Origin of the sequence: Streptomyces sp. NPDC087422, assembly GCF_044744145.1 — a bacterium.
Taxonomy (GTDB): Bacteria; Actinomycetota; Actinomycetes; order Streptomycetales; family Streptomycetaceae; genus Actinacidiphila.
Genome location: NZ_JBIUXT010000001.1, coordinates 1,084,155 through 1,110,318 on the forward strand (window position 1 = coordinate 1,084,155; position 26,164 = coordinate 1,110,318).

At 72.9% G+C, this 26,164-nt stretch carries 17 protein-coding genes and 1 tRNA gene; 6 read left to right on the forward strand and 12 right to left on the reverse strand.

The genetic code is table 11. The features are described from left to right. Positions 1–113 precede the first annotated feature (113 nt). The 4 genes from ACIO6U_RS05035 to ACIO6U_RS05050 form a co-directional block, all read right to left on the reverse strand. On the reverse strand, positions 114–1,544 hold the full coding sequence (locus ACIO6U_RS05035; protein WP_401715584.1) for an LAETG motif-containing sortase-dependent surface protein: 1,431 nt from the start codon (positions 1,542–1,544) through the stop codon (positions 114–116). A gap of 248 nt (positions 1,545–1,792) precedes the next feature. Continuing rightward, a complete protein-coding gene (ssb, locus tag ACIO6U_RS05040) occupies positions 1,793–2,293 on the reverse strand; it encodes a single-stranded DNA-binding protein (protein ID WP_401715585.1) in 501 nt (166 codons plus the stop codon). 125 nt (positions 2,294–2,418) lie between these two features. Then, on the reverse strand, positions 2,419–4,131 hold the full coding sequence (locus tag ACIO6U_RS05045) for a dynamin family protein (protein ID WP_401715587.1): 1,713 nt from the start codon (positions 4,129–4,131) through the stop codon (positions 2,419–2,421). Positions 4,132–4,340: 209 nt separating this feature from the next. Beyond that, complete coding sequence (locus ACIO6U_RS05050) at positions 4,341–6,038, reverse strand: dynamin family protein (RefSeq protein WP_401715854.1); 1,698 nt, start codon at positions 6,036–6,038, stop codon at positions 4,341–4,343. Between the two features lie 339 nt (positions 6,039–6,377). On the opposite strand from ACIO6U_RS05050, the gene ACIO6U_RS05055 reads away from it, so the two are divergent. Next, a tRNA-Arg gene (locus tag ACIO6U_RS05055) sits at positions 6,378–6,450 on the forward strand. A 255-nt stretch (positions 6,451–6,705) separates the two neighbouring features. Here ACIO6U_RS05055 and ACIO6U_RS05060 read toward each other — a convergent pair. Continuing rightward, positions 6,706–7,443, reverse strand: coding sequence for an SDR family oxidoreductase (locus tag ACIO6U_RS05060; RefSeq protein ID WP_401715589.1), 738 nt, complete (start codon positions 7,441–7,443; stop codon positions 6,706–6,708). Between the two features lie 105 nt (positions 7,444–7,548). On the opposite strand from ACIO6U_RS05060, the gene ACIO6U_RS05065 reads away from it, so the two are divergent. Next, complete coding sequence (locus ACIO6U_RS05065) at positions 7,549–8,079, forward strand: TetR/AcrR family transcriptional regulator (protein ID WP_401715591.1); 531 nt, start codon at positions 7,549–7,551, stop codon at positions 8,077–8,079. Between the two features lie 220 nt (positions 8,080–8,299). Beyond that, entirely contained in the window at positions 8,300–9,205 is a 906-nt protein-coding gene (locus tag ACIO6U_RS05070) for an NADP-dependent oxidoreductase (RefSeq protein ID WP_401715593.1), read from the forward strand. 130 nt (positions 9,206–9,335) lie between these two features. Here the strand turns inward: ACIO6U_RS05070 and ACIO6U_RS05075 are convergent, their stop codons facing one another. After that, a complete protein-coding gene (locus ACIO6U_RS05075; protein ID WP_401715595.1) occupies positions 9,336–11,525 on the reverse strand; it encodes an ATP-binding protein in 2,190 nt (729 codons plus the stop codon). 130 nt (positions 11,526–11,655) lie between these two features. Here ACIO6U_RS05075 and ACIO6U_RS05080 point away from each other — a divergent pair, with 130 nt between their 5' ends. From ACIO6U_RS05080 to ACIO6U_RS05090, 3 genes are all read left to right on the forward strand, one after another. Next, positions 11,656–12,480: a nuclear transport factor 2 family protein gene (locus tag ACIO6U_RS05080; protein WP_401715597.1), complete on the forward strand. Its 825-nt coding sequence runs from the start codon at positions 11,656–11,658 to the stop codon at positions 12,478–12,480. Between the two features lie 192 nt (positions 12,481–12,672). After that, a complete protein-coding gene (locus ACIO6U_RS05085) occupies positions 12,673–14,052 on the forward strand; it encodes an MFS transporter (protein ID WP_401715599.1) in 1,380 nt (459 codons plus the stop codon). A gap of 41 nt (positions 14,053–14,093) precedes the next feature. Then, a complete protein-coding gene (locus tag ACIO6U_RS05090) occupies positions 14,094–15,551 on the forward strand; it encodes an aldehyde dehydrogenase family protein (RefSeq protein ID WP_401715601.1) in 1,458 nt (485 codons plus the stop codon). 167 nt (positions 15,552–15,718) lie between these two features. On the opposite strand, the gene ACIO6U_RS05095 is transcribed toward ACIO6U_RS05090, so the two are convergent. The 6 genes from ACIO6U_RS05095 to pstA all read right to left on the reverse strand — a co-directional run bounded on the left by ACIO6U_RS05095 (position 15,719) and on the right by pstA (position 26,160). Next, positions 15,719–16,510, reverse strand: a complete 792-nt coding sequence (locus ACIO6U_RS05095) for an ATP-binding cassette domain-containing protein (protein WP_391047183.1) — start codon at positions 16,508–16,510, stop codon at positions 15,719–15,721. A 109-nt stretch (positions 16,511–16,619) separates the two neighbouring features. Further along, complete coding sequence (locus ACIO6U_RS05100; protein WP_401715603.1) at positions 16,620–17,618, reverse strand: sortase; 999 nt, start codon at positions 17,616–17,618, stop codon at positions 16,620–16,622. A gap of 257 nt (positions 17,619–17,875) precedes the next feature. Continuing rightward, positions 17,876–20,128, reverse strand: a complete 2,253-nt coding sequence (locus ACIO6U_RS05105) for an Ig-like domain repeat protein (protein WP_401715605.1) — start codon at positions 20,126–20,128, stop codon at positions 17,876–17,878. 193 nt (positions 20,129–20,321) lie between these two features. Next, the gene (locus ACIO6U_RS05110) at positions 20,322–23,078 is read right to left on the reverse strand and encodes a hypothetical protein (RefSeq protein WP_401715607.1); all 2,757 of its coding nucleotides are present in this window, start codon (positions 23,076–23,078) and stop codon (positions 20,322–20,324) included. Next, on the reverse strand, positions 23,075–24,847 hold the full coding sequence (locus ACIO6U_RS05115) for a phosphate ABC transporter substrate-binding protein PstS (protein WP_401715609.1): 1,773 nt from the start codon (positions 24,845–24,847) through the stop codon (positions 23,075–23,077). Before ACIO6U_RS05115 ends, ACIO6U_RS05110 begins: the two co-directional genes overlap by 4 nt. Continuing rightward, on the reverse strand, positions 24,847–26,160 hold the full coding sequence (gene pstA / locus ACIO6U_RS05120) for a phosphate ABC transporter permease PstA (protein ID WP_401715611.1): 1,314 nt from the start codon (positions 26,158–26,160) through the stop codon (positions 24,847–24,849). The genes ACIO6U_RS05115 and pstA overlap by 1 nt, the downstream gene beginning before the upstream one ends. Positions 26,161–26,164: the final 4 nt, after the last annotated feature.

Consider the following 26,164-nt stretch of genomic DNA (forward strand, 5'->3'; position numbering starts at 1 on the left):
TATCCGCGCGAGCGTCGCGGTAGGCGGCGCGGGCCGGACGGGGGCGGGTGTGCGAACGGGTCCTGCCGCACCATCCGGTGCGGCAGGACCCGTTCGCGGTGGGGCGCCCCGGGTCAGGCGGTGGGGGTGTTCTTCTTGCGGCGGAAGAAGAAGGCGGCGGCGCCGCCGAGGACGACGAGGGCGATGGCGATGCCCGCGATCATCGGGGTGGCGCTGCTGCTACCGGTCTCGGCGAGATCGGTGCCGCCCGTGGTGCTGCCGGAGGTGGCGGGGCTGGGGGCGTTGGTGGGGGTGGCCGTCGGGGTGGGGCCGGGGGTGGTGGCGGTCTTGCAGTCCAGGACGCCCTCGAAGGTCTTCACCTGGTCGTTGGGCAGGGTGATGTCGATCTTGTACTTCTGGTCCTCCTGGACGGGGACCGTGACGGTCTGGGACTTGCCGGGCGCGACCGTGTAGCTCTTGCCTTCGAGCTCGAAGGTGAAGTCCTCGTCGCCCTGGTTGGCGGCGGTGACGTCGACCCCGTTCTTGGCGCAGACGACCTGCGCGGACAGCGCCGGGATCGGGCCCTTCTTGGCCCAGGACAGGGTCGCCGCCGCGGTGACGGTGGTGCTCTGCGAACCGGCGAGGATCTGCGACTGGCTGGAGGTGTCCGTGGCGGAGAAGGCACGGCCGACGGATATCTCGGTGGTGGCCGCGACGGTCACCGGGGCGGTGCCGTCCGCGGTGCCCGCGGGGACGTCGAAGTAGAGCGCGGTGCCGTTCTTGACCGGACCGCTGATCGCCTTGCCGTCCTTGTCGACGATCTTGACGCCCGCCGGGGCGTCGGCGCCGAGCTTGACGTCGACCGCGTCGGCGGTGGTGTGCACGGTCACCGGACCGAGCCGGTCGCCTGACTTGCCGGAGACGGCGGGCGGGTCGAGCGTCACCGAGGGCTTGGGCTCCTCAAGGGTCTGCGCGTGGCTGTCCAGGTACTCCGCGAGCGCCTTGGCGTCGCTGTCCTTGGCCTGCACGTTCACCCCCGGGTCGGACAGGTGCCAGATCGCCACCTGCGTACCGGCCGCGGCCAGGCCCGGCGTGAGCGGGTGGTCGAGGGTGACCCCGGCGGCCTTGAGGGTGTCCGTGACGCCCGCCACGTCGACCTTGGGGTAGGAGTTGTTGAGGATCCAGGCGATCTTGCCCGCGTCCTTGTTGTCCTTCAGCGTCGAGTTGTCCCAGGTGACCTCGTTGTAGGTCGCCTTGTCGACGGTGTGGTGATTGAAGTCGATGCAGTACGTCTCGATGGTGCCGCCACCGGTCACGGCCATCGAGAAGAGTCCGGCGGTGACGTCGTACTCGTCCTTGGCACCGGGGTTGACGACGGCCTGGTCGGCCTTGTCCTTCTCGATGCCGCCGAGCACGGCGGTGGCGCCCGTGGCCGACGGCGTCGTGCCGTCGTTCGGGGCGGCGACGGCCGCGCCCGCGCCCGCCATCACGCCCGCCGCGAGCAGGCCCGTGGCAATGCCGGCCGCCGCGAGGCGGGCGGCGCCCCGCCTGTAGGTCTTGAACATGGATTTCCCCTCCGGGCAAGGCGCGTTGGTCGTTCAGAGGATCGCCTTGCCTGCGCAGTTCCGGCCCCCGTGCGTGCTGAACGAGGAGATCCTAGGAACCAGGCGTCACACGCTCACCAAGAGAGTCCCCGCAGCGCCTTTTCGAATCCCAATCGTTATCGGCACAATTGCATGATTCCGTGTTTGTCGATAAGTCATCGACAGAATTCATCCCGGGAAATGCCGCCGAAAGCGGATACTCCGGATACTCAGGGCGCCCCCGCGGGAACGGGCGGCGCCGGATCCGGCCGGGCGACCACCGGCGGTGTCTCGGCCGCGTTCCCGACCGCATTCCCCACCACGGCCCCCGCCGCTCCGGACGCGGACGCGGCCCCCGCCCCGGTCATGCTCGCCGCGACCCGGCTGAACCGCGAGACGCCCCGCGCCAGGTCGTGCCCGACCGCCACCGCCTCGATCTCCGCGGTCAGATAGCGCCGACCCTCACGCTCCTCCTCACGGATCCTCAACCGCCCCTGGACGAGCAAGGGTTCACCGACTCCGACCGATTCCTTCACATGCCAGGCCAGCGTCCGCCACGCGCACACCGTGTAGAAGCTCGTGGCCCCGTCCGTCCACGCGCCGCGCTCGGCGTCCCACCGGCGCGAGGTGGTCGCCAGCCGGAAGCGGGTGACGGCCACACCGGTCGCGGTCTGCCGGGTCTCCGGCTCGGTGGCCACATTTCCCACCACGGTCACAAGCGTCTCGTTCATTTCTCTGCCCTCCCTGCCGATCGCGCCCCCCGCGGGACGCCGTAAGGACATCGTGCAGGAATTCGACCAGGCATGGAGAAACCGGCCGGAATCTGTGGATTACCGGCCGGTTGTGGATAACTTCGTCACTCGGACGAGTGGTCTCCCAGAGAAGTGCGGACGGAATGCGCCGCGTGCGCGGAATGCGCCCCGGCGACCACCGCGTACTGCTCGCGCACCTCGCGGTACCGCATCAATTCGGCCGCCACCGGTTCGAGCACCCGGGCCCTGCCGCAGTCCGCCGCCGCGTCCCGCAGCCGCCGCTCTGCGGCCTGGCCGTACCGCCGGGCGGGCCCGCGGGCCGCGAACCGGCAGGCACCGGCGAGGGCCGGGCCGCCGAGTCCGCCGACCGCGATCATCACGACCGGCAGCCACCACGTCAGATCGAGCGAGCCCACCGCGACCGAGATCAGGCAGACCGCGCCGGCCACGGCCAGCGCCATCAGCAGCCACTGCGCGCCACCGGCCGCCGACCACCAGCCGGGCCGCTCCGGCGCCCCCGGCCGCGCCCGCGCCGCCGCGCCGTCCAGCGCCTCCGGCAGCCCCTCACCGCCGCGCCGGGCCGCGTCACGTACCGCCTGCGCCCAGGGCGCGGGCAGCCCGCGGGACGCGTCGGCCGCCACGCCGCGCACCGCCTCGTCGACCACCGGCCGGGACGCGGACAGCCCGCCGCCGCCCGTACGGGTCGCTCGTACGGGTGAACCCTGCGCCGGGCGCTCACCGCGGGAACCGGCGCCGACCGCGGCCCGTTCACCGATCAGCCGACCCCATGGCGTACCGCAGGCCCCCTCCGCCGCGCCCGCCCAGTCCCGTTCCGCCGACTGTCCTGCCCCGGCCGCGCCCACCGCGTCCGCGAGCCGGTCCACGAATTCCTCGCGCGCCGAGTCCGTGAGCCCGGCGCCGCCCTCGCCGACGTAGAGCGGGTGCAGCCTGCTCGCCGTGCGGTCCATGTCGGCCGCCAGCCGCCTTCCGGCCGCCGCCCGGTCGGTGACGAGTTGGGCCAGTACGGCGCGCAGGTCCGCGACGCCTTCGCCGGTCAGCGCGGACGCGGAGAGCACCACGGCGCCGTCCTCGCCGTGCTCGCCGACCGCGAGGCCGTCCTCGTCCAGCAGCCGCCGCAGGTCGTCGAGGACCAGGTCGACCGAGTCGCCGGGCAGCCGGTCGATCTGGTTGAGCACCAGCACGGTCACGTCGGCGTGCCCGGACAGCGGGCGCAGATAGCGCTCGTGCAGGGCCGCGTCGGCGTACTTCTCCGGGTCGAGCACCCAGACGACGACATCCACCAGGCCCAGCAGCCGGTCCACCTGATCGCGGTGGCCGGTCGCGGCCGAGTCGTGGTCGGGAAGGTCGATCAGGACGAGCCCGTCCAGGCTCTCGGCGCGCCCGGTGGCGCCGTCGGCGGCGAAGGCGGCCTCGGTCCCCGACAGCTCCTCCGACAGGTCCCCCGGCCACTCCCCCGCCGCGTCCAGCGCGCCGCGCCTGGCGTAACGGTCCTGCGGTGCGATCCCCAGCCGGTCGAGCAGCCCGGCCGCCCGCTCCGGCTGCCAGGCGCAGGCGACCGGCTTCGCGGTGGTCGGCCGCCGTACACCGGTCTCGGAGAGCGCGAGCCCCGCAAGAGCGTTGAAGAGCGTGGACTTCCCGCTGCCGGTCGCCCCGGCCAGCGCCACCACCGTGTGGTCGAGCGACAACCGCCGCCGCTCGCCCAGGCGTTCCAGCAGCTCGCCGGTCTCGGCCAGCGCGTCCGGGCTGATCCGCGTCCTGGACAGCCCCAGCAACTCGCCGAGCGCGTCCACCCGCACGGTCAGCGCGTCCGTAGCGCTCCCCCGCCCCTGAGCGACCGACGAAGAGACGGCGGACGAAGAGACGGCGGACGGAGAAGCGGCGGACGGAGAAGCGGACGGCGCGGAGGACGACGGGCCCGGGACACGTCCCGGCCCGTCCCCCGCCGCGTCCGTGGACCCGCTCGCCGCCGATCGTGCCGAACTGCCGGTCGTCGTGGCCACCGTGGTCACCTTTCCCTCTGGAGTACGGACAGCGCCGCGATCAGCGACGCCTGCTGCCGCGCGGTCACGTCGTAGCCGTCGACCGGGGCCAGCCGCCGGTCCCGCTCGGCGCGCAGCAGCCCTGCGACGGCGTCGTCCAGCCGGTCGCGCGCGGTGTCGCGCAGCCGCAGCGCGGCCTGTACGCCGACGGTCTCGGCCAGGCGCTCACCCGCGGCGCTCCCGCGCTTGCCGCCGAGCAGCGCGGTCGCCAGCAGCGCGGCCACGTCCTCGGGGTCGACGGGCGGCCGGTCGGCGTCACGGGCGGCCCGCGCCTGCGCGTAGGACAGTTCGGTCAGGCCGCGGCGCCAGCGGCGTACGCCCTTGTCGATCCGGGCGGCGACGGCGACGCGGTCGCGGTCGGGCCGCGCGGAGGGCTCGCCGAGCAGCGCCGATCCGGCGCGGTCGCGCTGCCAGTTGGCGACGACGCGTTCGTCGGCGGCGTCGGTCTCGGTCCGCAGCAGGGCCGCGAACTCCTCGGCGAGCGCGTGCTGGAGGGCGTCGGGGCCGCACGCGGGGTAGCCCTGCCAGTGCGCGAGGGCCTCACCGGCCAGTGGGACGCCCGCGCCGATCGCGGTGTCGATCCGCTCCCCGGCCTGTTCGTACGCGTCCTCCGCGCCGCGCGCCAGGCGTACGGCGGCGGCGTGCTGGGCGGCGGAGGCGGAGGCGAGGGCGGGCAACCGGCCGCGCAGGGAGTCCAGTACGCCGACGGCGGTGCGCTGGGCGGCGTGCTGGCGGGCGGCCGGGTCCTGGGCGCAGTGCGCGAGCCATTCGCGCAGCGCGGCCACCGCGGTCTGCGGCAACAGGCCGCCGCCGCCTGCGGATTCGGGCAGTTCGGGGACGGTGAAGCGGGGTACGTCGCCCAGGCCCGCCTTGCCGAGCAGCGCCGCGTAGTGCCTGCCGACGTCGTCCGCGATCTGGTGCGGGACGCGGTCGAGGACGGTGGCGAGCGTGACGTCGTACTCCTTGGCGGTGCGCAGCAGATGCCAGGGCAGGGCGTCGGCGTAGCGGGAGGCGGTGGTGACCAGGACCCAGATGTCGGCGGCGCAGATCAGCTCGGCGGCCAGTTCCCTGTTGCGGGTGACGAGGGAGTCGATGTCGGGGGCGTCGAGGAGCGCGAGGCCGCGGGGCAGGCTGTCGTCGGTCTCCAGGCGCAGTTCGGCGCGCCCGGATTCGCCGCGGTCGGTGCGGTCGCCCCGGCCGCGCCGGTCGTCGTTCCGGTCGCCGTTCCGGTCCCCGCTGTCGCCCCGGCCCGGCCTGCCGCCCCCGGCCACGCCGCCCGGACCCACCCGTTGGCGTACCGCCCAGGCCCTGTTGAGGCCCGGCAGGACGCGCGGGTCCGCGAACCAGGCGCGGTCCTCGGGGTGGCAGACCAGCACCGGGGTGCGGGTGGTCGGCCGGAGCACACCGGATTCGCTGACGCGGCGGCCGACAAGGGAGTTGACGAGGGTCGACTTGCCCGCGCCCGTCGAACCGCCCACGACGGCCAGCAGAGGGGCCTCGGGCGCCTTCAGCCGGGGCACCAGGTAGTCGTCGAGCTGGGCGAGCAACTCCTGTCGGGTACGCCGGGCGCGGGCGGCTCCGCGCAGTGGGAAGGGGAAGCGTGCGGCGTCGACGCGGTCGCGCAGCGCGGACAGCGCGTCGAGCAGCTCGGGCCGTACGTCCAAGATCGCCACACCCGCAGAATGCCCCATATTGGAGCATTTTTGAAGCGTATTTCGGGTAAATCACCCCATTCGGCCCGCACTACATGAAATGGGGCGGCCCATGGTGTCGATGGGGCAGAATGAGCCATCGGCATAACGAGTGCACAACAGCAGCGATCCGAGGCGTCAAAAGCGATGCACGTTCTGCACATGCCTGCGATTATCGGACCACTTCACCGAACCTCCACAACGTGTCACGCGGGTGAAGCAACCGGCGGCAGGCATGTAGCGCCCTATCCTTGACCTCGGTACAAGGTCACGGAACCACCCAGGGGCGGAGACAGCCGCGGCCACTGTCCGGCCCCCGTAGCTCAGTGGATAGAGCAGGCGCCTTCTAAGCGCTTGGCCGCAGGTTCGAGTCCTGCCGGGGGCACTCCTATCCGAACGGACCCTTCGGCCCGTCCCAGGATATTTCCGCAGGTCGGCCCTTTCAGCGCTTCCGTCGAACCGGTGCCGCGGCAGGCGGTGTGCCACCGCCCTCATGTCCGGGAAGTCCGGTTGATGCTGGCTGGATCCGGCCATCTACGGCCGGCCGTCCCGCATGCTTGCCCGCCTCGCCCTCGAACTCGCCCACCACGCCACGCGGCCGCCGACCGGCGAGGACACCGGGCTCAACTCCTCGTCCGAATCAGCGGGTCTGATCGGTCGGTCGGATCAGGATCTCGTTGACCGCGACGTGGCCGGGCTGGGTGAGCGCGTACAGGACGGCGTCGGCGATGTCCTCGGCGTTGAGCGTCCGCATCGATTCGGCATAGGTCTTGGCGTAGTCCCGCAGGGCGGGGTCGGTGATGTGGGTGAGCAGTTCGGTCGCGACCATTCCGGGTTCGACGACGATCACCCGTACGCCCTGGGCGGTGACTTCCTGCCGCAACGACTCGGCGAAGGCGGTGACGCCGAACTTGGTGGCGGCGTACACACCGCCGCCCGCCGACGCGGTGCGCCCGGAGGTCGAGGAGATCTGGACCACGGCGCCCCTGCTTTCCAGCAGGTGGGGCAGGGCGGCATGGGCGGTGTACATCGATCCGAGCAGGTTGGTGTCGACCATGCGGCGCCACTCGGCGGTGTCCGCGTTCAGGATCGGTCCGTTGAGCATGACGCCCGCGTTGTTCACGAGGGCGTCGAGGGTGCCGAAGCGGTCGACGGTGGCCGCGACCGCGTCCCGTACGGACTGACGGTCGGTGACGTCGACCTCCAGGACCAGGAGTTCACCCGGCGCCTCCTGCGCGAGCGACGTCAGACGGTCCGCCCGGCGCGCTCCGACAGCCACCCGGGCGCCCGCCTTCGACAGGGCGAGCGCGGTGGCCCGGCCGATGCCCGAGGAGGCGCCGGTGACCAGTGCGGTCCTGCCGTCAAGGGTGCTGCTCATGTCTTCCTCCGGTGGTGCGCCGCGAAGACGGCGCGTGATGAAGCGGCGGTGATCCGCGAGGCGTCATGGCGACGGCGCGGCCGGCCCGACAGAAGGTGACCGCCGATGGGCGAGATCGCCCAGCGTGCCGGACTCGCCAAAGGCACCGTGTTCCGGCACTTCGCCTCGAAGGAGGACCTGCTCGCGGCCATCATGCTGCAACTTCTCGACCGGTTGACCGGCACGGCGGAGCGCCTTGCCGACGCGGACGACGCGGCGCTGGCACTGGCGGAGTTCATGGCCGACGGCGTCGGGGCGCTGGCCGCCGACCGCGCCTTCTGTGAAGTGATCGGACGCCCCTCGCTGGATCACGCCGGGGTGCGGGACGGGATCGGCCGCCTCCGCGACGCGGCCGACGTGCTCACGGCCAGGGCGCAGGAGCAGGGCACCGTCCGCGGGGACGTCACGGGAACGGACATCGTGCTGCTCCTCGCGGGCATCCATCAGACGGCGGCGCCCCTGCTGGCCGCACAGCCCCAGGCGTGGCGCCGCTACCTCGAACTCGCCCTCGACGGGCTCCGTACCACCGGCGCCCGTACGCTGCCGCATCGCCCGGACCACCTGGACCTCGGCGAGAACGCCGCCGCGCGGTCCTGACTCGCGGACCCTGGCTTTCTGTCGCCCGGCCGGACGCCTACCCGGAGATCACCGGAGACGAGGTCGTCAAGGGTCTGGTCACCGTCCGTGGCTCCACACCGCGGGCCTACGCGTCCTCTGCCCCCCTGACTGCCCGACTTGCCTCTGACACTGATGTCAGGTTTTAGCGTGGTCGATGTCAAGGCACACCAAGCCGTCGGGACGAACAAGGCAGGACATCATGCGCGCAGCCCGGTACCACGAGTACGGCGGTACGGAGACCCTCACGGTCGAGAAGGTCCAGGACCCGCTGCCGGGTCCCGGAGAGATCCGCGTCGCCGTCGTGGCGGCCAGCGTCAACCCCGTCGACTGGAAAGTGCGCAGCGGGGAGGTGCGCGACGTCCTCCCAGTGGACCTGCCCGCGATACCTGGCCGCGACGCCGTGGGCCTGGTGGACATGATCGGGGAGGGCGTCACCGGAGTGAACGTGGGCGACCGCGTCTTCGGGCTGGGCGGAGTCACGGGGGCGACGGCGGAGCTGGCCGTGCTCTCGGCGTGGGCGCCCGCGCCCGCCGCCTGGACCGACGAGCAGGCGGCCGGGGCGGGTCTGGTGTCCGTGACGGCGCTGAGCGGGCTCAAGGCGCTCGGCCCGCTCGCGGGGCGCACCCTGCTCGTCGAGGGCGCCGCCGGAGGCGTCGGCGGCGCGGCGGTCGAGATCGCGGTCGCCCTCGGAGCCACCGTGATTGGAACCGCCAGTGAGCGCAACCACGCCTTCCTCACCTCACTCGGAGCCCTTCCCACCACCTACGGTGCCGGCCTGTCGGAACGTCTCGCCGACCTGGCCCCGAACGGGGTCGACCTCGTGCTCGACGCCGCCGCCTCCGGCTCCCTCCCCGACCTCATCGAGATCGCCGGCGACCCCGCCCGCGTGCTGACGGTCGCCGACTACGCGAACGCGGAGCGTCTGGGGGTCCGTATGGCCAACGCGGTGAACGATTCCACGCTTCTCGCCGAAGCGGCCGCGCTCGGCGAGCAGGGCCGGTACGCACCGCGCGTCGAACGGACCTTCCCGCTGGAGGAGATCGCGCGGGCCCATGCCCTCTCCGAGCGCGGACATGTGCGGGGAAAGATCGTGATCCTCATCTGACGTCGGCCGTACGCGGTCCGAGGGGGCGCGGCTCCCCGGCGCCGTCGACGGTCTCGAATCCCGCCGCCCCCCCTCGCGGGAAACCTCCGGACACCGACCGGACACCGCCGGTACGGGCGGACGGCTCAGCTCAGTCCCGGCCCGAGACGGTGTCGGCGCGCCGGACGAGCTCCCGGAACCGCTCGCCCAGCTCATCGGTGTCCCGCGGGGGTGCGTCCGGCCCCGCCGCGTCCTCCCACCACCGCGCTGACGCCAGGTCATCGAGGTCCGCCGCCACGGCCGCGGCCACGCCCGCCAGGCGCGCCCGGTACTCGTCCTGTTGGGGGCCCAGCTCGCTGGCGACGGCGAGCATCGAGGCCGCGTCGGTCAGGCGCCCTTCGCCGCGGGCCGCCTGCGCGCACTCCGCGAGGACCGCGGCCACCGAGAACTCGCTGCCCAGCTCCCGCGCCGTGGCCGCGGCGGCGCGCCAGTGCCGCGCCGCCGCGGACCGGTCACCGCGCAGCAGCGCGCCGTCCCCGCGGCCGATGAGCACGTGCACAGCCGCCCACACGTCGCGTTCGACGTCGAGGCGCGCTTTGACGTGGGCCTCCGCCCTGGCCAGCAAAGACACCGAAGCGTCGAAGTCCTCCAGACGCAGCGCCGCCGCCGCCGCGAAGATCGCCGCTTCCGCGGCCAGCGAGGTGTCGTCGATCCGCTCGGCCAGCCGCATCGCCCGCTCCGCGGTGGCGAACAGGTCCGCGGCGACGCGGTGGAACCCGGCACGCGCCACCAGCCAGCGGGCCCGGCCCCGCTCGCTCAGGTCGTGCTCACGCAAGCGGTCGGCCCAGTCGAGCCCCTCGTGGGTGTGCCCGGTCATCCACAGCGGCAGCCACACCGACCACAGCAGTTCGGCGGCGTCGTCGTGCCGACGGGAATCGACGAGGTGATCGAAGCCGAGCCGCAGCACATGGCGATCCGCCTCAACCTCTACGACGGCCGTCAAATCGCCGCGGCCACGGATTCGCGCACCCTGTTCGCGCGCTGCCCGCAAGGCCCATTGGGCCACGCTCCGACGGACGTGGTAGCGGTCGTTCGGCCCGAGCGCCTCGAACACGTACCGGCGGACCGGTTCCAGCAGCCGGAACCGCGCGACCGGTCCCGCGTCGGCGCCGCGGGTGACCAGGGAGTGCTCGACCAACTCGGCGAGCGCGCCCACCGCGTCGGACGCATCCGGCGCGGCGACCGCCTCGACGATGTCGAGGGAGAAGCTGCCCGGGACCATGGCGAGCCGGGGAAGCAGTCGCCGGGCCGCGGGTCCGAGCATCCGGCAGCTCCACTCGACGGTGGCCGCCATGGTGCGTTGCCGCGCCGGCAGGTCCCGCGGGCCGGCCACGGGCAGATCCGCCAGCTGATCGACCCGCTTGAGCAGTTCCCGTGGTCCGAGTCGGGCGGCGGCGGCAGCCAGGAGCTCGATGGCCAGCGGCAGCCCGTCGGCCCGTCGGCACAGCAGCGCGACGGCGCCGTCGTCCCCGCTCCCGGTCGGCGGCGCGCCGGCGGCGGTGAGCCGCTCGCCGAAGAGCCGGACGGCTGCGGCCGGGCCGAGGGGAGCGATGCGCACCTCACGTTCCCGCCGCACCCGCAGCGGGACGCGGCTGGTGGCCAGGATCACCGCGTCGTGGGATGCCGTCAGCAGCTCGGCCAGCTGCGGGCCGCAGGCCGTGACGCGCTCCAGGTTGTCGAGGACGAGCAGCGCCGACGTGCCGGTGAGGTGCGCGGCGAGGCCGGTCACCGTGTCGCTGTGGGAGCCCGCGGAGCGGGACACGGCGGCGATGGCGTCGTCCGGGTCGGTGACGTCGGTCAGGTCCGCGAAGTACACGGCCCCCGGATGGTCCGCGGCTACCGCGTCAGCCGCCGCCAGCGCGACGGTGGTCTTGCCCACCCCGCCGGGGCCGGTGAGCGTCACCAGCCGGCCCGGCGCGGTGCGCAGGGCGGCGACGATCTCGGCGACCTCGCCGTCCCGCCCGATCACCGGGACGGCCGGGGGTGAGGGCGGGCGGGGTGTCAACGTGCGGGCCGGCATTTCGGACGTCCCGTCCCCGGCCCGGCCCAGGATGGCCAGCAGCGCCATGCGGTCCGCTTCGCGGAGCTGGAGCGCCGAGGCCAGCGACCGCACCGTGTGCGGCTGGGGCCGGGTCCGCCGCCCCCGTTCCAACGCGCTGACCGCCTCGACGGAGAGTCCCGCGGCGGAGGCCAGCTCTTGCTGGGTCAGCGACCGGGCTTCCCGCAGGCCGCGCAGCATGGCCGCGAAGCTGGTCGTCTTCGGCCCCGGCCAGTCGTTCATGACTTCGATTATGCCTGTCAGGGCCGGGACGCCGTCCGGGCAGTGTCCGGGCGGTGTCAGGTCGCCCGGCGGCACCCCGGACCTCCATGCTCGACGGTGACAGAGCGAACCAGAACTAGGAGATCGCCGCATGCTCCCCCAGGCCCTCCACGCACTACGCGAAGCGATCAACTCCCACGTGCCGGAGCGGATCGCCGACTGCTTCACCGACGACTACGTGGCCGAACGACCGCTGCGACCGGCCGAGGGATTCGTCGGCTCCGACCAGGTCGCCGCGAACTGGACGAAGATCCTGGCCGGCTTGCCCGACATACGGGCCGAGGTCCTGCGCCATGCGCAGAACGGCGACGAATCGTGGTCGGAATGGGAGATGCGGGGCACCGCCCCGACCGGGGCGACGGTCGTACTGCGCGGCCCGGTAATCCTCACCGTCCGCGACGGACGGATCGCATGGGCCCGGTTCTACCCGGACCCGGTCACCACGGACGGCGGTCCGACCCACACCACCGTCTCCCGAGTGCTGCACGCCCCGGCCGAACAAATCTTCGCGGTGCTGCGCGACCCCCGGCGCCACGTCGAATTCGACGCCACCGGCCGCCTCAGGCACGCCGAAACCTCCCGCCCGGTGGACGCCGTCGGTGACACTTTCGTCATGGCCATGCACAGCGAGCTCGGTGGCTACCGGACCGAGAACCACGTCGTGGCCTTCACCGAGGACCGTGTCATCGCCTGGGCGCCCGGCCACCCGGGGCAGCGCCCGCAAGGTCACTGCTTCACCTGGAAGCTCGCCCCGACCGGCGAGGGCCACACCGAGGTGACCCAGACGTACGACTGGACGGCGGTCACCGACCCGGCAGTGGTGCCCCGCCTGCCGATGGTCTCCGCCGACGAGCTCGAGGGGTCGTTGACCCGCCTGGCCGCGGTCGTCCCACCCGCGCGCGACGTCGCGTCGTAGCCGTATTCCGAGACCCGCGACTCAGTCTCGACGGCGACGTCGTCACAGCGGCCATCGGACCCGCGGATCACCCCGCCGACCTGCCGTTCCTCGGTGGTTCGTGATCCGCGGGGTCCGATGGCCAGGTGGCGGGATCTCACGTGCCCGAGAAGGCGCGATCGCCAGTCTCAGGACGGAAAGCGAAGGCCAAACATGACATCTCATCGGTTGGCCCTGCCGGTCTTGTTGACCGGAACCTTCATGGGATTCCTGGACTCTTTCATCGTGATCGTCGGTGTTCCGTCGATCGCCGAGGACCTGAAAGCCTCGATTGCCGACACGCAGCTCGTTCTCTCGATCTACGTCGTGACCTACGGAGCGGCGCTGGTGATCGGCGGACGGCTGGGAGACCGGTTCGGCCGGCGCCTGATGTTCGGCATCGGGATGGCGGCCTTCACGCTCTTCTCCCTGGGCTGCGCACTCGCTCCCAGCCTCCTGGTGCTCGTCGCCATGCGCGCGTTTCAAGGCTTCGCGGCCGCGGTGATGCTGGCCCAGGTGCTCGCCACGATCCAGGCGGTGTACGAGGGCGAGCCGCGTCGCCGTGCGGTGCTGGCCTATACGACGGTGCTCGGCGCTGCCGCGACGCTCGGTCAGCTGATCGGCGGCGGGCTGCTGGCCGTCGACATCGCCGGCGTGGGCTGGCGTGCGCTCTTCGCGATCAATGTGCCGATCGGCCTTGCCGCGCTGCTTCTCGTCACCAGGGCGATCCCGGAGACGCGCGCGCCCGAGCCGGTGCCGGTCGACGTGCTCGGCGGCGGCGTACTGGCCGGCGCATTGATCCCGTTGCTGCTGGGCCTCGGCCTCGGGCCCGACCACGGCTGGCCCTGGATCGCGTGGGTGCTGCTCGGCGCGGGTGCCGTGATCGCGACGGCGATGCCCGGAGTTGAGCGCCAGGCCGCCGCTCCGCTGCTGTCGAGGCAGCTCCTGCGACAGAGGTCGATCCGGCTCGGGCTCGTCGCCACCGTGGCGTTCTACGTGGGCAACAGCGCGACTTTGCTGGGAATGACCTTGTACCTGCAGGAGGGGCTCGGGATCGGCGCGCTCGGAGCGGGGCTGGCGTACCTTCCGCTCGGCGTGGCGTACATGGCGACGACTCTCGCGGCCCGTCGGCCCGGTGCCCCCACCGGTCCCCCGGCGATGCTGTGGGGCTCACTGGTCATGTTCGCCAGCCTCGTCGCCGCGATCTGCGCCGCGCTTGCCGGAGCGGGAGCGGTCGTCATCGCGCTGATGACGGCGGGCTTCGGCGCGGGGATGGGCTTCGCCTACCCGGCGATCATCGCCTCCGTACTCGCCCGTGTACGGGAAGGGGACGAGGGCGCCGCGTCGGGTGTCCTGCTCACCACCACGCAGGTGGCCAACGCGGTGGGTTTCGCGCTCGTCAGCGCCGCCTGGAAGGCCACCGGCTCCCTGGCCGCGTCCCTGTCCATCGCTGCCGTTCTCCTGACCGGTGTCGCCGCGGTCGGGCTCCGGCTGCGCTCCGGGGACACCGGCAAGCAGCCTTCGTCCCGCCTTGAGCCGAGCGAGACGTCGTGACCCCGCGAGGAACCGCAACATCCATCAGAGAAGGAGCAACGATGCTTTTCCCTTCGAACGAGACGAACCTCCTTCACCACACGTTCGCCCACCTGATCGACGGCGAGCTGGTGCCCGGAGCCGCCGCCTCGCAGATCATCGACCCCGGGAACGGGGAGGTGATCGCCACCGCCGCGGCCGCCGACGAGGACCAGCTCGAGCTCGCGGTCAAGGCCGCGAAGACCGCCTTCCCGGCCTGGCGCGCGACGCCGTTCGCCGAACGCGCCGAGGTCGTACGGAGGATCGCCGACGCGGTCGAGGAGCACTACGACGAATTCTTGCGCATCCTGGCGCTCGAACTGGGCAAGCCCCTGCCGATGCTGCGAGAGCTGGATCTGGACTGGACGCTCAGGTGGGTCCGTCACTTCGCCGAACTCGACCTCTCGCCCGACGTGGTGCACTCGGACGCGCAATGGAGGGTGGAGCGCCACTACCAGCCGATCGGTGTCGTCGCCGCGATCGTCCCGTGGAACATGCCGCTCTTCCAGAGCCTGTACAAGGTCGTGCCGGCCATCCTCGCGGGCAACACGGCCGTCCTCAAGACCGCGCCGACCTCGCCTCTGCACGCCCTGTACCTGGGCGAGTTGCTGCGGGAGATCGTGCCGGCGGGTGTCGTGAACATCCTCGGCGACAACAGCCCCGACAAGAGCGTCGGCCCCGCGCTGGCCAACCACCCGGACGTCGGCATGGTGTCGTTCACGGGCTCGACAGCGGCCGGGCGCAAGGTCCTGGAAGCCTCGGCCACGACGATCAAACGAGTGGTGCTGGAGCTCGGCGGAAACGACTCGGCGATCATCATGCCCGACTCCGACGTGGAGAAGGTGGCACCCGAGATCTTCACCTGGACGTTCTCCTACGCCGGGCAACTGTGCGTGGGCATCAAGCGGATCTTCGTCCCGGACGCGATGTACGAGCGGTTCGCCGAGATCTTCGCGGAGCTCGCGACGTCCAAGGAGCTGCGTCACAGCCTCGACCCCGAGGCCGATCCCGCGTTCGGTCCCGTGCAGAACGGCGCCCAGTTCGAGCGGGTCAAGGAGTACCTCGAACTGGCCCACAAGGACGGCACGGTCATCGCCGGCGGGGCCGTGGACCCGCGCCCCGGCTACTTCGTCCCGCCGACCGTGGTCCGCGACATCAGCGATGACAGCCCCCTGGTGCGGGACGAGACCTTCGGCCCGGTGCGCGCGCTTCTGCGCTACGCCGATCTCGACGAGGCGGTGGCCCGGGCCAACGACACCGGCTACGGGCTCGGCAACTCCGTCTGGGGACCGGACATCGAGGCCGCGGCCGAGGTCGCCGCGAGGCTCGACAGCGGCACCGTGTGGATCAACACCCACGTCGGGGGCTTTCCCGACGTGCCCTTCGGCGGGATCAAGGAATCCGGTATCGGTGCGGAGTTCGGGATCGAGGGGCTGAAGGAGTTCGTCGAGAACAAGGTCGTCTACGTCCCCGTGTCGTGACGCGTGGGTCCGCCCAGCTGCCCCCGCGGCTGGGCGGACCGGCGTCGGCACGCCCGGCGACTGCGGCTGTTCGGTCGCGCACGTCACCCGCGACCGCGTCAGGCCCGTCGGGACGGCGGCGAACATCCGGTCCGGGACGCGTGTGACGACGAGGGCGGCGCGGTAGGTCAGCCGAAGCGGCCGTTGACGTAGTCGGCGGTGCGGGTGTCCTGGGGGTTGGCGAACATCGCCTCGGTGGGGCCGTGTTCGACGATGCCGCCGGGAGTGCCCTGTTCGGCGAGGAAGAAGGCGGTGTTCTGGGAGACGCGGGCGGCCTGCTGCATGTTGTGGGTGACGATGACGACGGTGACCTCGTCGGCCAGTTCCCTGATGGTCTCCTCGACGCGGCGCGTGGACGTCGGGTCGAGGGCGGAGCAGGGCTCGTCCATCAGGAGCACGCGGGGGCGGATCGCCAGCGAGCGGGCGATGCACAGCCGTTGCTGCTGGCCGCCGGACAGGGCGCCGCCGGGCTGCCGCAGCCGGTCCCTGACCTCCTTCCACAGGCCCGCGCGCGACAGGCACTCCTCGACCAGCAGGTCCTTGGTCTGCCGCGAGGCGCGGGTGCCGGTCAGCCGCAGTCCGGCCAGCACGTTGTCGTAGATGCTCATGGCGGGGAACGGGTTCGGCTTCTGGAACACCATGCCGATGTGCCGCCGGGCCTCGGTGAGCGGGCGGCCCGCCGCGTAGATGTCGTCGCCGTCGAGCAGGACCTCGCCGCCCATGGCGGCGCCGGGGATCATCTCGTGCATCCGGTTCAGGGTCCGCAGGAAGGTGGACTTTCCGCAGCCGGACGGGCCGATCAGGGCGGTCACGCGGCCGGCGGGCATGGTCAGCGAGACCCGGTCGAGGACCTTGTGCGTGCCGAACCAGGCGGAGATGCCCCGCGCGTCCAGGGTGGCGGCGCCCGGTCCGCGCGGCACGGCGGTCTCGGGCGGGACGGTCGCGGGCAGGGCGACGGTGGTCTCTTCGGGGGTGGCGATGTCGGTCACGGCGGGCACCTCGGGCAGTACGGGGCGGACGGTGGGCGGGTCAGAGGAGGTTGGGGAGCAGGCCGGTGACCTGGTCGGCGACCTGGAAGCCGACGACGGCGGTCAGCGGCAGGAAGACGATCCACGTCTGGTGGCGGCCCCAGCGGTGCCAGGCCCACACGGCCGCGACGGACGCCGCGAGCAGCGCCTGGAGCCACATCACGAGCTTCCACAGCTCGCTGGTGGAGGTGCCCATCGGCTGCTCGTCGGCCGGGAGGGAGCCGGGCCGGATGACGGCGTCGGGGGTGTCGGCGGTCTTCGACACCAGGTCGGCGTCCACGCGCAGCACACCGCTGGGCAGATACGCGGGGCCGTCGGCGGTGACCAGCACCAGCCGGCCGCCTCCCGCGGCGGGCTGCGCCGGGGCCGGGTCGCCCGCGCGGCGGGCGTCGAGCACCCGGAACCGGTGGCGGCCCTGTCCTGTGGTGACGGTGAAGGTGTCGCCCGGCCGCAGCCGGTCGAGCGCGCCGAACGGTCCGCCGTACGCCGCCGCCCTGCCCATCAGCACGCTGCTGCCGGACTGGCCGGGCAGCGGGGTGTCGCGGCGGTGGCCGACGCCGCCGGTGAGCACGTCGGCCGAGGTGCCCTCCGCCACCACCTCGCGCAGGTGCAGCCGGGGGATCTCCAGCAGCGCGAGCGGTGTGCCGGGCGCGAGCAGCCGGCCGCGCTCGTCGGTCTGGCCGACCGGCACGGTGCCTTCGGCGAGGCTGGCGCGCAGCGCGTCGAACCGGTCCTGCTGCGCGGACCTGTGCTGCACCCCGCTGAGTACGACGAGGTTGGCGGCCAGGCCGAGCAGCAGCACGGCGAGCGCGAGCAGCGCGCCTGCGGCGAGCTGACGGGCGGCGGGCCGCCGGGGCCGGGGGGCCGGGGCGGCGACCGCGGCGGGCTCCTCGGCGGGCGCGCCGCCGGGCGTCTCGGCCCGCGTCACCTCCTCGGGCGTCTCGGCCGGTGCCTCGGCGGAACGCGCCGCCCGCGGCGGAGTCTGGTCGGTGACCGTCACGGCGGCCTGCCTCCTCGGGATGTCCAGGACTGGATGGGGGTGTACGGGGCTGGATGGTGGCGTGCGCAGCGGATGGGGGTGTACGGGGCTGGACGGTGGTGTGCGGGGCGAAAGGTCCATGGGGTCACGGCGGTTCACGCGACAGGGGCGCACCGGGCGATACCGGAAGCGGGCGGCGGCCATCCGTGCGCGCGGCACCCGTGCGCGGGTCTCCCGCCCCGGCGGACGGGTGCCGTCCGCCGGGGCGGGAGCCGGGGTCACTTCGCGGTGACGGCGAACGACTTGCTGCCGGTGTTCACGGTGGCCGAACCCGAGTACCGCAGCGTCAGGACGTGCTTGCCCTTCTTGGTGAGCTTGGCCAGCGTGACGACGGCCTTGCCGTTCTTCAGGGTGGCGGTGCCGACGACCTTCTTGCCGTCGTAGATCCGGACGAAGCCGGTGGGGGTGACGCCGTTGGCGGTGACGGCGACGGTCACCTTGCCGCGGGCCGAGGTCTTGACGCCGGCCGGGGCCTTCGTCGCGATGCGCGGCGCGGCCTTGACGACCGTGACCTTGTAGGTGGCGGCGGCGGTGTTGAGGCGGCTGTCACCGCCGTAGGACAGGGACAGGGTGTGCGTGCCGACCTTCAGCGTCCTGGGCAACGTCAGCCACGCGCGGCCGGTCTTGTCCAGGCCGACCGTGCCGAGCGTGGTCTTGCCCTCCTTGACGACGACCTTGCCGGTGGCGGTGGCCGGGCCGGTCACGGCGACGGAGAGCCGGCCGGAGGTGCCGTAGGCCGGCTTCGCCGGGGAGACGCCGACGGCGACGCGGGCGGCGGCCTTGGCCACGGTGACCTTGGCGGTGGCGGCGGAGGCGTTGAGCCTGCTGTCACCGGCGTAGGACAGGGACAGGGTGTGGGCGCCGACCGCGAGGGTCTTGGGGAGCGTCAGCGACGCCTTCCCCGCCGCGTCCAGGGTCAGCGTGCCGAGGGTGGCCGCGCCGTCCTTGACGGTGACCTTGCCGGTGGCGGCGGACGGGCCGCTGACGGCGACGGCGAGCTTGGCGGCGGTGCCGTACGGGACGCTCGCCGGGGAGACGGCGGGGGTGATCTTCGAGGCGCCCTTCGGGACCTCGCTGACCGTGCCGGCCACCGTCACGCTCGGGCCGTCGCCGACCAGGTTGGAGGCGTAGACCTCGGCGGTGTACGCGCCGGGGGCCAGGGTCGCGGTCACCGAGGTGGCCGGGGCCTTGAGGTCGGTGCTGAAGGCGACGTCGCCCGCGCTGTCGGTGATCCGCACGCGGTAGTCGGTGACCGGCAGCGCCGGGTCGGCGGGCGCGGTCCAGCTCAGCGTGAGCTGGCGCGGGGCCGGGGCGGTGGCGGCCAGCGCGCCGACCGCGGCGGGCTTGATCAGCGAGGAGCTGTTGGTCTCCAGGCCGCCCGCCTTGGCGTGGCCGCGGACGGAGGTGTCGATGCTGCCGTTGTAGGGCTCGTTCTGGAAGCCGAACGCGGCGATGGTCTTCTCGGCCACGTCGGACGCGATGGCCGCCTTGTGCGCGCCGGCGCTCACGAAGGTGTCGTACAGGCCCTTGTCGAAGAAGGCGCTGGAGGTGTCGATGGCGCGGGTGGGCACCACGTTGTAGACGTCGCGGCCGAAGGTCGGGTCGTCGTAGTAGCCGCCGAACGGGGACAGCTTGTCGTCCGCGCCCTTGACGACGGGGCTGACCGGGGTGCCCGCGCCGAGGTCGAGGGCGCCGATGAAGGCGCCGTTCTGCGCGGCGGCGGTGCTGCGGTCGGGGGCGGTGTGATTGTTCTGCGCGATCCAGCTCGCGGCGGAGAAGGGGACGAGGTCGCCGTCCTTGAGGATGACGCCGTTGGCCTGGTTCTCCTCGACCGTCTTGCCGTTGTCGTCGGTGCCCTTGACGTTGCTGCCGAGGTTGACGACGCCGATGGCGCTCAGGAAGAACTTCCGCGTGCCGGAGCTCGACTGCGGGATGAACGGCCGCACGGGGTGGCCCGCGACCGTGGTGACCGTGCCGGAGTAGATCTCGTTGAGCTGGGTGCGCGTCAGGTTCTTCAGGAAGTCGCCCTTGGCGACGTAACCGACCGCGTCCCGGCCGAACGGGATGTACGTGAGGGTGGTGCCCGCGGTGGAGGGGGCGCCCGAGGAGCGCGCGAAGTCCACCTGGCCCGCGATGTTCACGGTGCCGCCCGGGTCGGTGTCCCCGATCAGCGAGGCGCTGAGCGCCTTCTGTCCCGCGCCCGAGCCGTTCGGACGGGTGAAGGTCACGCCGTTCGCACGGGTCTTGATGGTGGCCGAGCCCGTGGCGTCGTACGACGCCACGTCCGGCAGCGCCGTGCCGGCCAGCGCGTTCAGCACGTCCTGCGTCGTGTCGGAGCCGACGCCCACGTACGTGCCGAAGGTGCCGGGCGCGGGGTCGGCGAAGGCCGGTGCGGCGACCGTGAGGGTACCGGCCGCGATGGCCGCGGTCATGACCGCCGCGATCGTGGCGATGGGGCGCTTGGTGCGCATATCTCTGTCTCCTGATCGGGGACTCGTACTGCGTGACGGGTGGGGACCCGCCGGAGCCGGATGGCCGGTCTGGCAGGGTGGAGCCCGTCGTTCGCCCCGACTGAGACTCGGGGCGAACGACGTGTCTGGTGGGTGGCCCGGCGCGCGGGCCGGTTCAGCCGCCGGGTCGCCGACGTGGCGGGCGCGGGCCGGATCAGCCGCCCGGTCGCCGACGTGGCGGGCGCAAGCCGCGCAGCCGGGCGGGGACGGTCGGCCGCGGGATGGTGAGGGAGCGTCCGCCGGGCAGGCTCAGGCGCAGCGGCAGCCGGGTACCGGCGGCGAAGGGCGCTCCCAGCGCGGCGAGCAGCCCGAGGCCGGCCCCGATCGGCACCGCGAAGCGCAGCGCGGAACCGGGGTCGGAGGGCGTGATGCCGCCCGCGACCGGCACGGTCGCCGGGGAACCGGTCGCGGCGGTGGGGCTGGGCGACGCGCCGGGCTTGCCGCCGGGGGCGGTGTGGCCGCCGGTGCCGCCGTCCGCGCTCCCGCTCCCGCCGTCGGAGCCGCCGGCCGTACCGCTGCCGCCGCCGTCACCGCCCGTGCCGCCGCCGGAGCCGGTGCCGCCGTCCGCGGCGCCCGGTTCGGTCTGCGGGGCGCCGGAGCCGCCGGGGCCGGGGGCCGGCTTCCAGGTCTCCAGGGCGGTCGCGGCCGTGGCCGCCTCGGCCCGCAGCGCGGACGGCAGCGGCGCGTAGCCGACCGGCAGCGTGCCGGGGGCGGTGCCGGGCACCTGGCCGCCGCCCGAGGCGTACCGCAGCAGGTCCGCGTACTGCTTGCGGGCGGCGGGCGCCAGTTCGGCCGGGCGGGCTGCGCCGTAGACCAGCATGCTCAGCGGGTAGACGCCCTTGGCGTTCGCGGTCGGGTCGATCCGCCGTACGCCGTCGGCGGCCTTCGCCTTGTCGGCGGCGGCCACCAGGGCGGCCCTGGTCGGTGCGGTGAACTCGCCCGCGGGGTTGCGCAGCCGGGCGGTCTGGAGGCCGAAGCGGGCGGCGGAGGCCGCGTCGGTGATGGTCAGCATGAAGCGCTGCCCGGCGACCTGCGGGCCCGGCGTCTTCCAGACCGGCGGGGTGGCCAGCGGGTCCCAGTTGGACTTCCAGAGCTGGTCGCCGCGGCGGGTGCGCAGCGCGCCGGTGTAGAGGTCGTCCACGTACGGGTGGAAGTCCGTCATCTTCTGCTTCTGGCTGTCCGGGGCGCCGCTGCCGGGCGGGACGGTCTCCCAATTGTCGTTCTTGGGGAAGTCGTCGCGGTCGGCGGAGAAGGCGTAACCGGTGGGGTTGAGGTCGCCGTTGGAGCTGAAGAAGGGGTTGACGCGCATCCCCCAGTCGTCCGGCACTCCCGCGAGGAACTGCCGGGCCTGCCGGTCGGCCAGCACCCACGTCCACACCTGCCTGGCCAGGTCGCTGTGGCCGAAGGCGGTGATCAGGTCGGTGTCGGTACTCGGGTTGGAGGCGACCGACAGGTCCGCGAACTCCTTGTTGTACGCGAGGAATTCGGGGTCGGTGAGCAGTCCGCCCGGATTGTGCAGCGCCCAGTCGTAGCCCTTGGCCGCGGTCAGCCGGGGTCCGCCGTCGTCGTATGTCGTACGGACCGCGCCCCAGGGCGAGTTGCGGTACGACTCGGTGAGCAGTTTGGCGACCAGCCGCGGGGTGAGGTCGAGTGAGCCGACCCGGGTGCCCGCGCGTTTCCTGACGTCGGCGGGCGCGTCGGAGCGGGGCTGGCGCTCGATGCTGAAGCCGATCACGGCGGCGGACAGCGCGACCGGCGCGTAGGTGATGGTGTCGGCGGGCCGGGTCTCGCCGGTGACCGGCAGGGTGGTGAAGACCAGGCTGTCGCCGGAGTCGGTGAGCTGGCCGCGCGCCTCGGAGTCGCCGACGGTGGTGTAGCCGAAGACCGTGCCGGTGCCGCAGAGCTTGGCCTGCCAGCTCCCCATCGCGTCGGAGACCAACTCGCTGCCGGTGGTGTCGACTTCCCGCGCGCCCATCGCGCAGGTCGCGCCGACCGGCTGGAAGTCGAGCCGGACCGCGATGCGGTTGCGCCAGTTCGTGGAGGACACCGGGGAGCCCGCGTTGACCTGGGTGCGGTCCTGGTAGGGCTTGCCGTCCAGGTCCAAGTGGCCCTGCGGGACGATCACCAGCCAGCAGGAGCGGCCGGTGACGGTGCCGTCGGGGTGCTCGACCGGGGCGCCGCAGCCCAGGTGCGGGGCCTCCTCCTTGGTCTGCGCCTCGACGTACTCCTGCCCGGTGCCGTCGGCCCCGGTGCGGCCGAAGTCGATCTCGTTGGTGGTGTTGTAGCTGTAGAAGCGGTTGTTCTGGGTGTCGCTGGTGACGACGGTGCCGTCGATGGACTTGAACGGCACCTCGCCGCGGCCGAACGGGCGGCCCGCGCCGTACTTGTCGTCCTCGCCGTAGCTGCCGGGGTCCGCGCTGTACGAGACCTGCCGGGTGTCGTCCGCCTGGTTGCCGGGCCAGGTGTTACGGCCGGTGGTGGGCGACGCGCCGAACTGGCACTGGGTGCGCGGCGGTCCGGGGTTGCCGGGGACGGCGCCGTCGTCCTCGCCCCAGCACTGCATGATCTGGACGAAGTCGGTGTTGAACTGGGTGCCGGCGAAGGTGGTGGGCACCCCGCCGGTCCAGGACACGCTGATCGCCTGGTTGGCGAGGTCGCGGGTCTGGCTGACGCGGAAGCGCATGTCGGCGAATTCGCCGCGGCCGGAGACGGTCACGGCGGACGACTGGGCGGAAGGGCTCGACTGGGCCGCCCGCACCGACGCGGCCGACTGCGCGGCGACCGGCCGCAGGTCGGTCAGCAGGGCGGGGGCCGCCTGGGCCGCCGCCGCGCCGAGGACTGCGCCGAGCAGGGCGCCGGTGAGCAGGCGCCGGACGAGCCGGCGGCCGAGGGACTGTCGCGGGGTCGTCACGGCGTGTCCTCCTTGCGGTCGGTCGAGGCGGTGCGGTCGGCCGGGGCCTTGCGGCCGTTCAGGGCGCGGGAGGTGGCTGCCGGTGCCAGGACCAGCCCGACGACGAGCAGCGCCGCGAGGAGCATCAGGGTCTGGGTGCCGCCCCAGCCGTTGTGGCCGCCGACGGCGACCGGCTGCGCGAGCACGACCTGATTGCCGTTGCCGCCGCCGTTCGCACCGCCGTCGCCTGAGCCGCCGCCGGACGAACCGCCGTCCGGGGAGCCGCCGTTGGACGCGTCGACGGGCAGGCCGGTGTCCGGGTCGACGGCGCCCGAGCTGTTGCCGCCGCCCCCGCTGCCCGAGCCGCCGGTGCCGCCGCCCGAACCGCCGCCGCCTGTACCGCCGTTGCCCGAACCGCCCGTGCCGTTGCCCGAACCGCCGCTCGTACCGCCGCCGTTGGAGCCGCCGGACGATCCGCCGGAGCCGCCGGTGGACGCGCCGCCGCTGCCGGTGGTGCAGGGCGCGGCGCCCCGCTTGTCGCAGTCCTGCGGGAAGGGCGCCGACTTGGCGAGGGTGTTGGTGCCGTCGGTGCTGAAGGTCGGGTTGTGGCAGCCCTTGACGTTGATCGTCTGGGTCTGCGCGCCCGGGATGCGGCGGATCTGGTCGAAGCCCGCCTGCACCAGGTTGATCGGCAGCGGCGAGTAGCCGAGCTTGGGCGCGTACTGCTGGCCCTGGCACATGAAGTAGTACGAGAAGGCCGCCAGCGTGGTGCCCTTGGCCTGGGTGAACTGCCCCTGCACCTTGAGCGGCAGGATCATGTACGAGTAGCTGGACAGCGGATAGTTGCGCTTGTCGGTGTCGGTGTAGACGCCGCTGAGGTCCTGGGTGAGGTAGTCGGGCGAGTTCTTCTCGGTGTTGATCCGCGCCTTGACCAGCGACACCGCGACGTTGGCGGGCGTCGGCTCGGTGTAGTAGCCCGCGTGGTTGAGCACCTTCGCGACGGGGAAGTGCGCGTTCTTGGCGTAGGAGTAGTTGACGTAGCCGATCGCGCCGTCGCCGTAGTCCTGGGCGACGTAGCCCGCCACGCCGAGGTCGCCCGCCTGGGAGATCATGCCGGGCACCGGCGGGTAGTAGGACGTCGAGCCGCAGGCGCCCGCGCGGCCCACCTTGGCGCAGTAGGTGTTCCACAGCGCGGTGTGCTGCTTGGCCATCCACAGCGTGAACTGGGCGCTGGAGCCCGAGCCGTCGGAGCGGACCACCGGCACGATCTTCTTGGCGGGCAGTCGCAGGCCGGGGTTGTCGGCGGCGATGGCCGGGTCGGACCAGTTGGTGATGGCGCCGGTGAAGATCTTGGTGACGTTCTCGCCGGACAGCCGCAGATTGGTCAGCCGCTTCCCGTTGACCTTGAGGTTGTACATGAACACGGTGCCGCCGGCCACGATCGGCATGTACGCGTAACTGCCGTTGGTCGGGTGCTCGGGCGCGGAGCCGTCGGTGGGGTTGGTCTGGAAGGGGATGTCGGAGACCGCGAAGTCCACCGTCCCGTTGAGGAACTGGTGCCGGCCGTCGGAGGAGCCGGTCTGCGCGTACTGGATCTCCATGCCGTACTGCTTGACGTTGCGCCGCCACTGGTCGACGGCGTTGAACGCCCAGGTCGATCCGGCGCCGGACAGCGGGACGTAGCTGTCGGCCGCGGCGGCGCGCTGGACGCCGGGGCCGAACACCGAGGTGACCAGCAGGGCGAGCAGGGCCATGAGCAGGGCGGCCGGGGCTGAGGTGCGGCGGGGCATCAGGAGTTCTCTCCGGGAAGCGGGGATCCGGCCGGGTCTGCGGCGGGAGCGAACAGCGAGGGGCGGGGGGCGCGCAGGTCGTCGAAGCGCTCGGCGTCGCGGCGGGAGGCGCGGGCGGCGCGGCGGCCCTGGCGCTTGGAGAGCTGGCCGGGGCCGCGCCCGCCGATCAGCCGGGCGATGGTGAAGAGCACCAGGACCAGCAGCATCAGCACGGCCGCCGCGCCGAATCCGCGGGCCACCATGGCCGGTTCCGGGGATTTGACGAAGGTGAACACGGCCAGCGGCAGCGACAGCATCGGGCCGTTGGTGGGGTCGGCGTTGACCGCGGTGGCGTATCCGGCGGTGAGCAGGACGGGCGAGGTCTCGCCGATGCCGCGCGCGGTGCCGAGGATGACGGCGGTGGCGAGCCCGGAGCGCGCGGTGGGCAGCACCACGTGCCAGACGGTGCGCCAGCGGGGGGCGCCGAGCGCTTCCGCGGCCTCGGTGAGATTGCCGGGGACCAGGCGCAGGACGACGTCCGAGGCCCGGATGATGATCGGCAGCATCATCACGCTGATCGCGAGTCCGGCCGCGAGACCGGACTTGGGGAAGTGCAGGATCAGGATCCAGGTGGCGTAGATGAACAGCCCGGCCACGATGGAGGGCAGGGCGGTCATCGCCTCGACGATGGTCCGCACGAAGCGCGCGAACCGGCCGCGGGTCTGGTTGAGGTAGACCGCGCAGGCGATGCCCAGCGGGATGGTGACGGCCAGGGCGATGGCGATCATGATCAGGCTGCCGAGCATCGCATGGGTGATGCCGCCGACCGTGATCGGGTCGAGCGGGCCCGCGAGCTGCATGTCCTGCGTGAAGAAGTTGCCGTGCGGCAGCGCCTCGCGCCCCCGCCACAGCGTGAAGCCGACGACGAGCACCAGGGCCGAGAACAGCAGTCCCGCGGCGGACCAGAGCACGACGGTCATGAGCCGGTCGCGGACCGCGGGTCCGTCGTGCTCCAGCGAGCACAGCAGGGCGTACGCGGCGAGGAAGACCAGGTAGGTGACGGCCGCGAAGCCCAGCGGGCCGGAGAGCGGGGCCAGTCGGCCGAAGAGGAGGAGGGCGGTGCACAGGCCGGTGGCCGCGGCGCCGAGGACGTTGAGCACCGCGCCGCGGGCGACGCCGCCCAGGGCGCGCCGTCGCTGCGCGGCGTCCGGGGCGTCGGCCGGCTGCCGTACGACGACGGTGGTGGCGGCGGGCGGGTCGGCGGCGGCCGTTGTGGCGGCGGCTGCGGCGGCGTGCGTGGCGGCGGTGGCGGGCTCGGCCAGAAGGTCCGTCATGTCG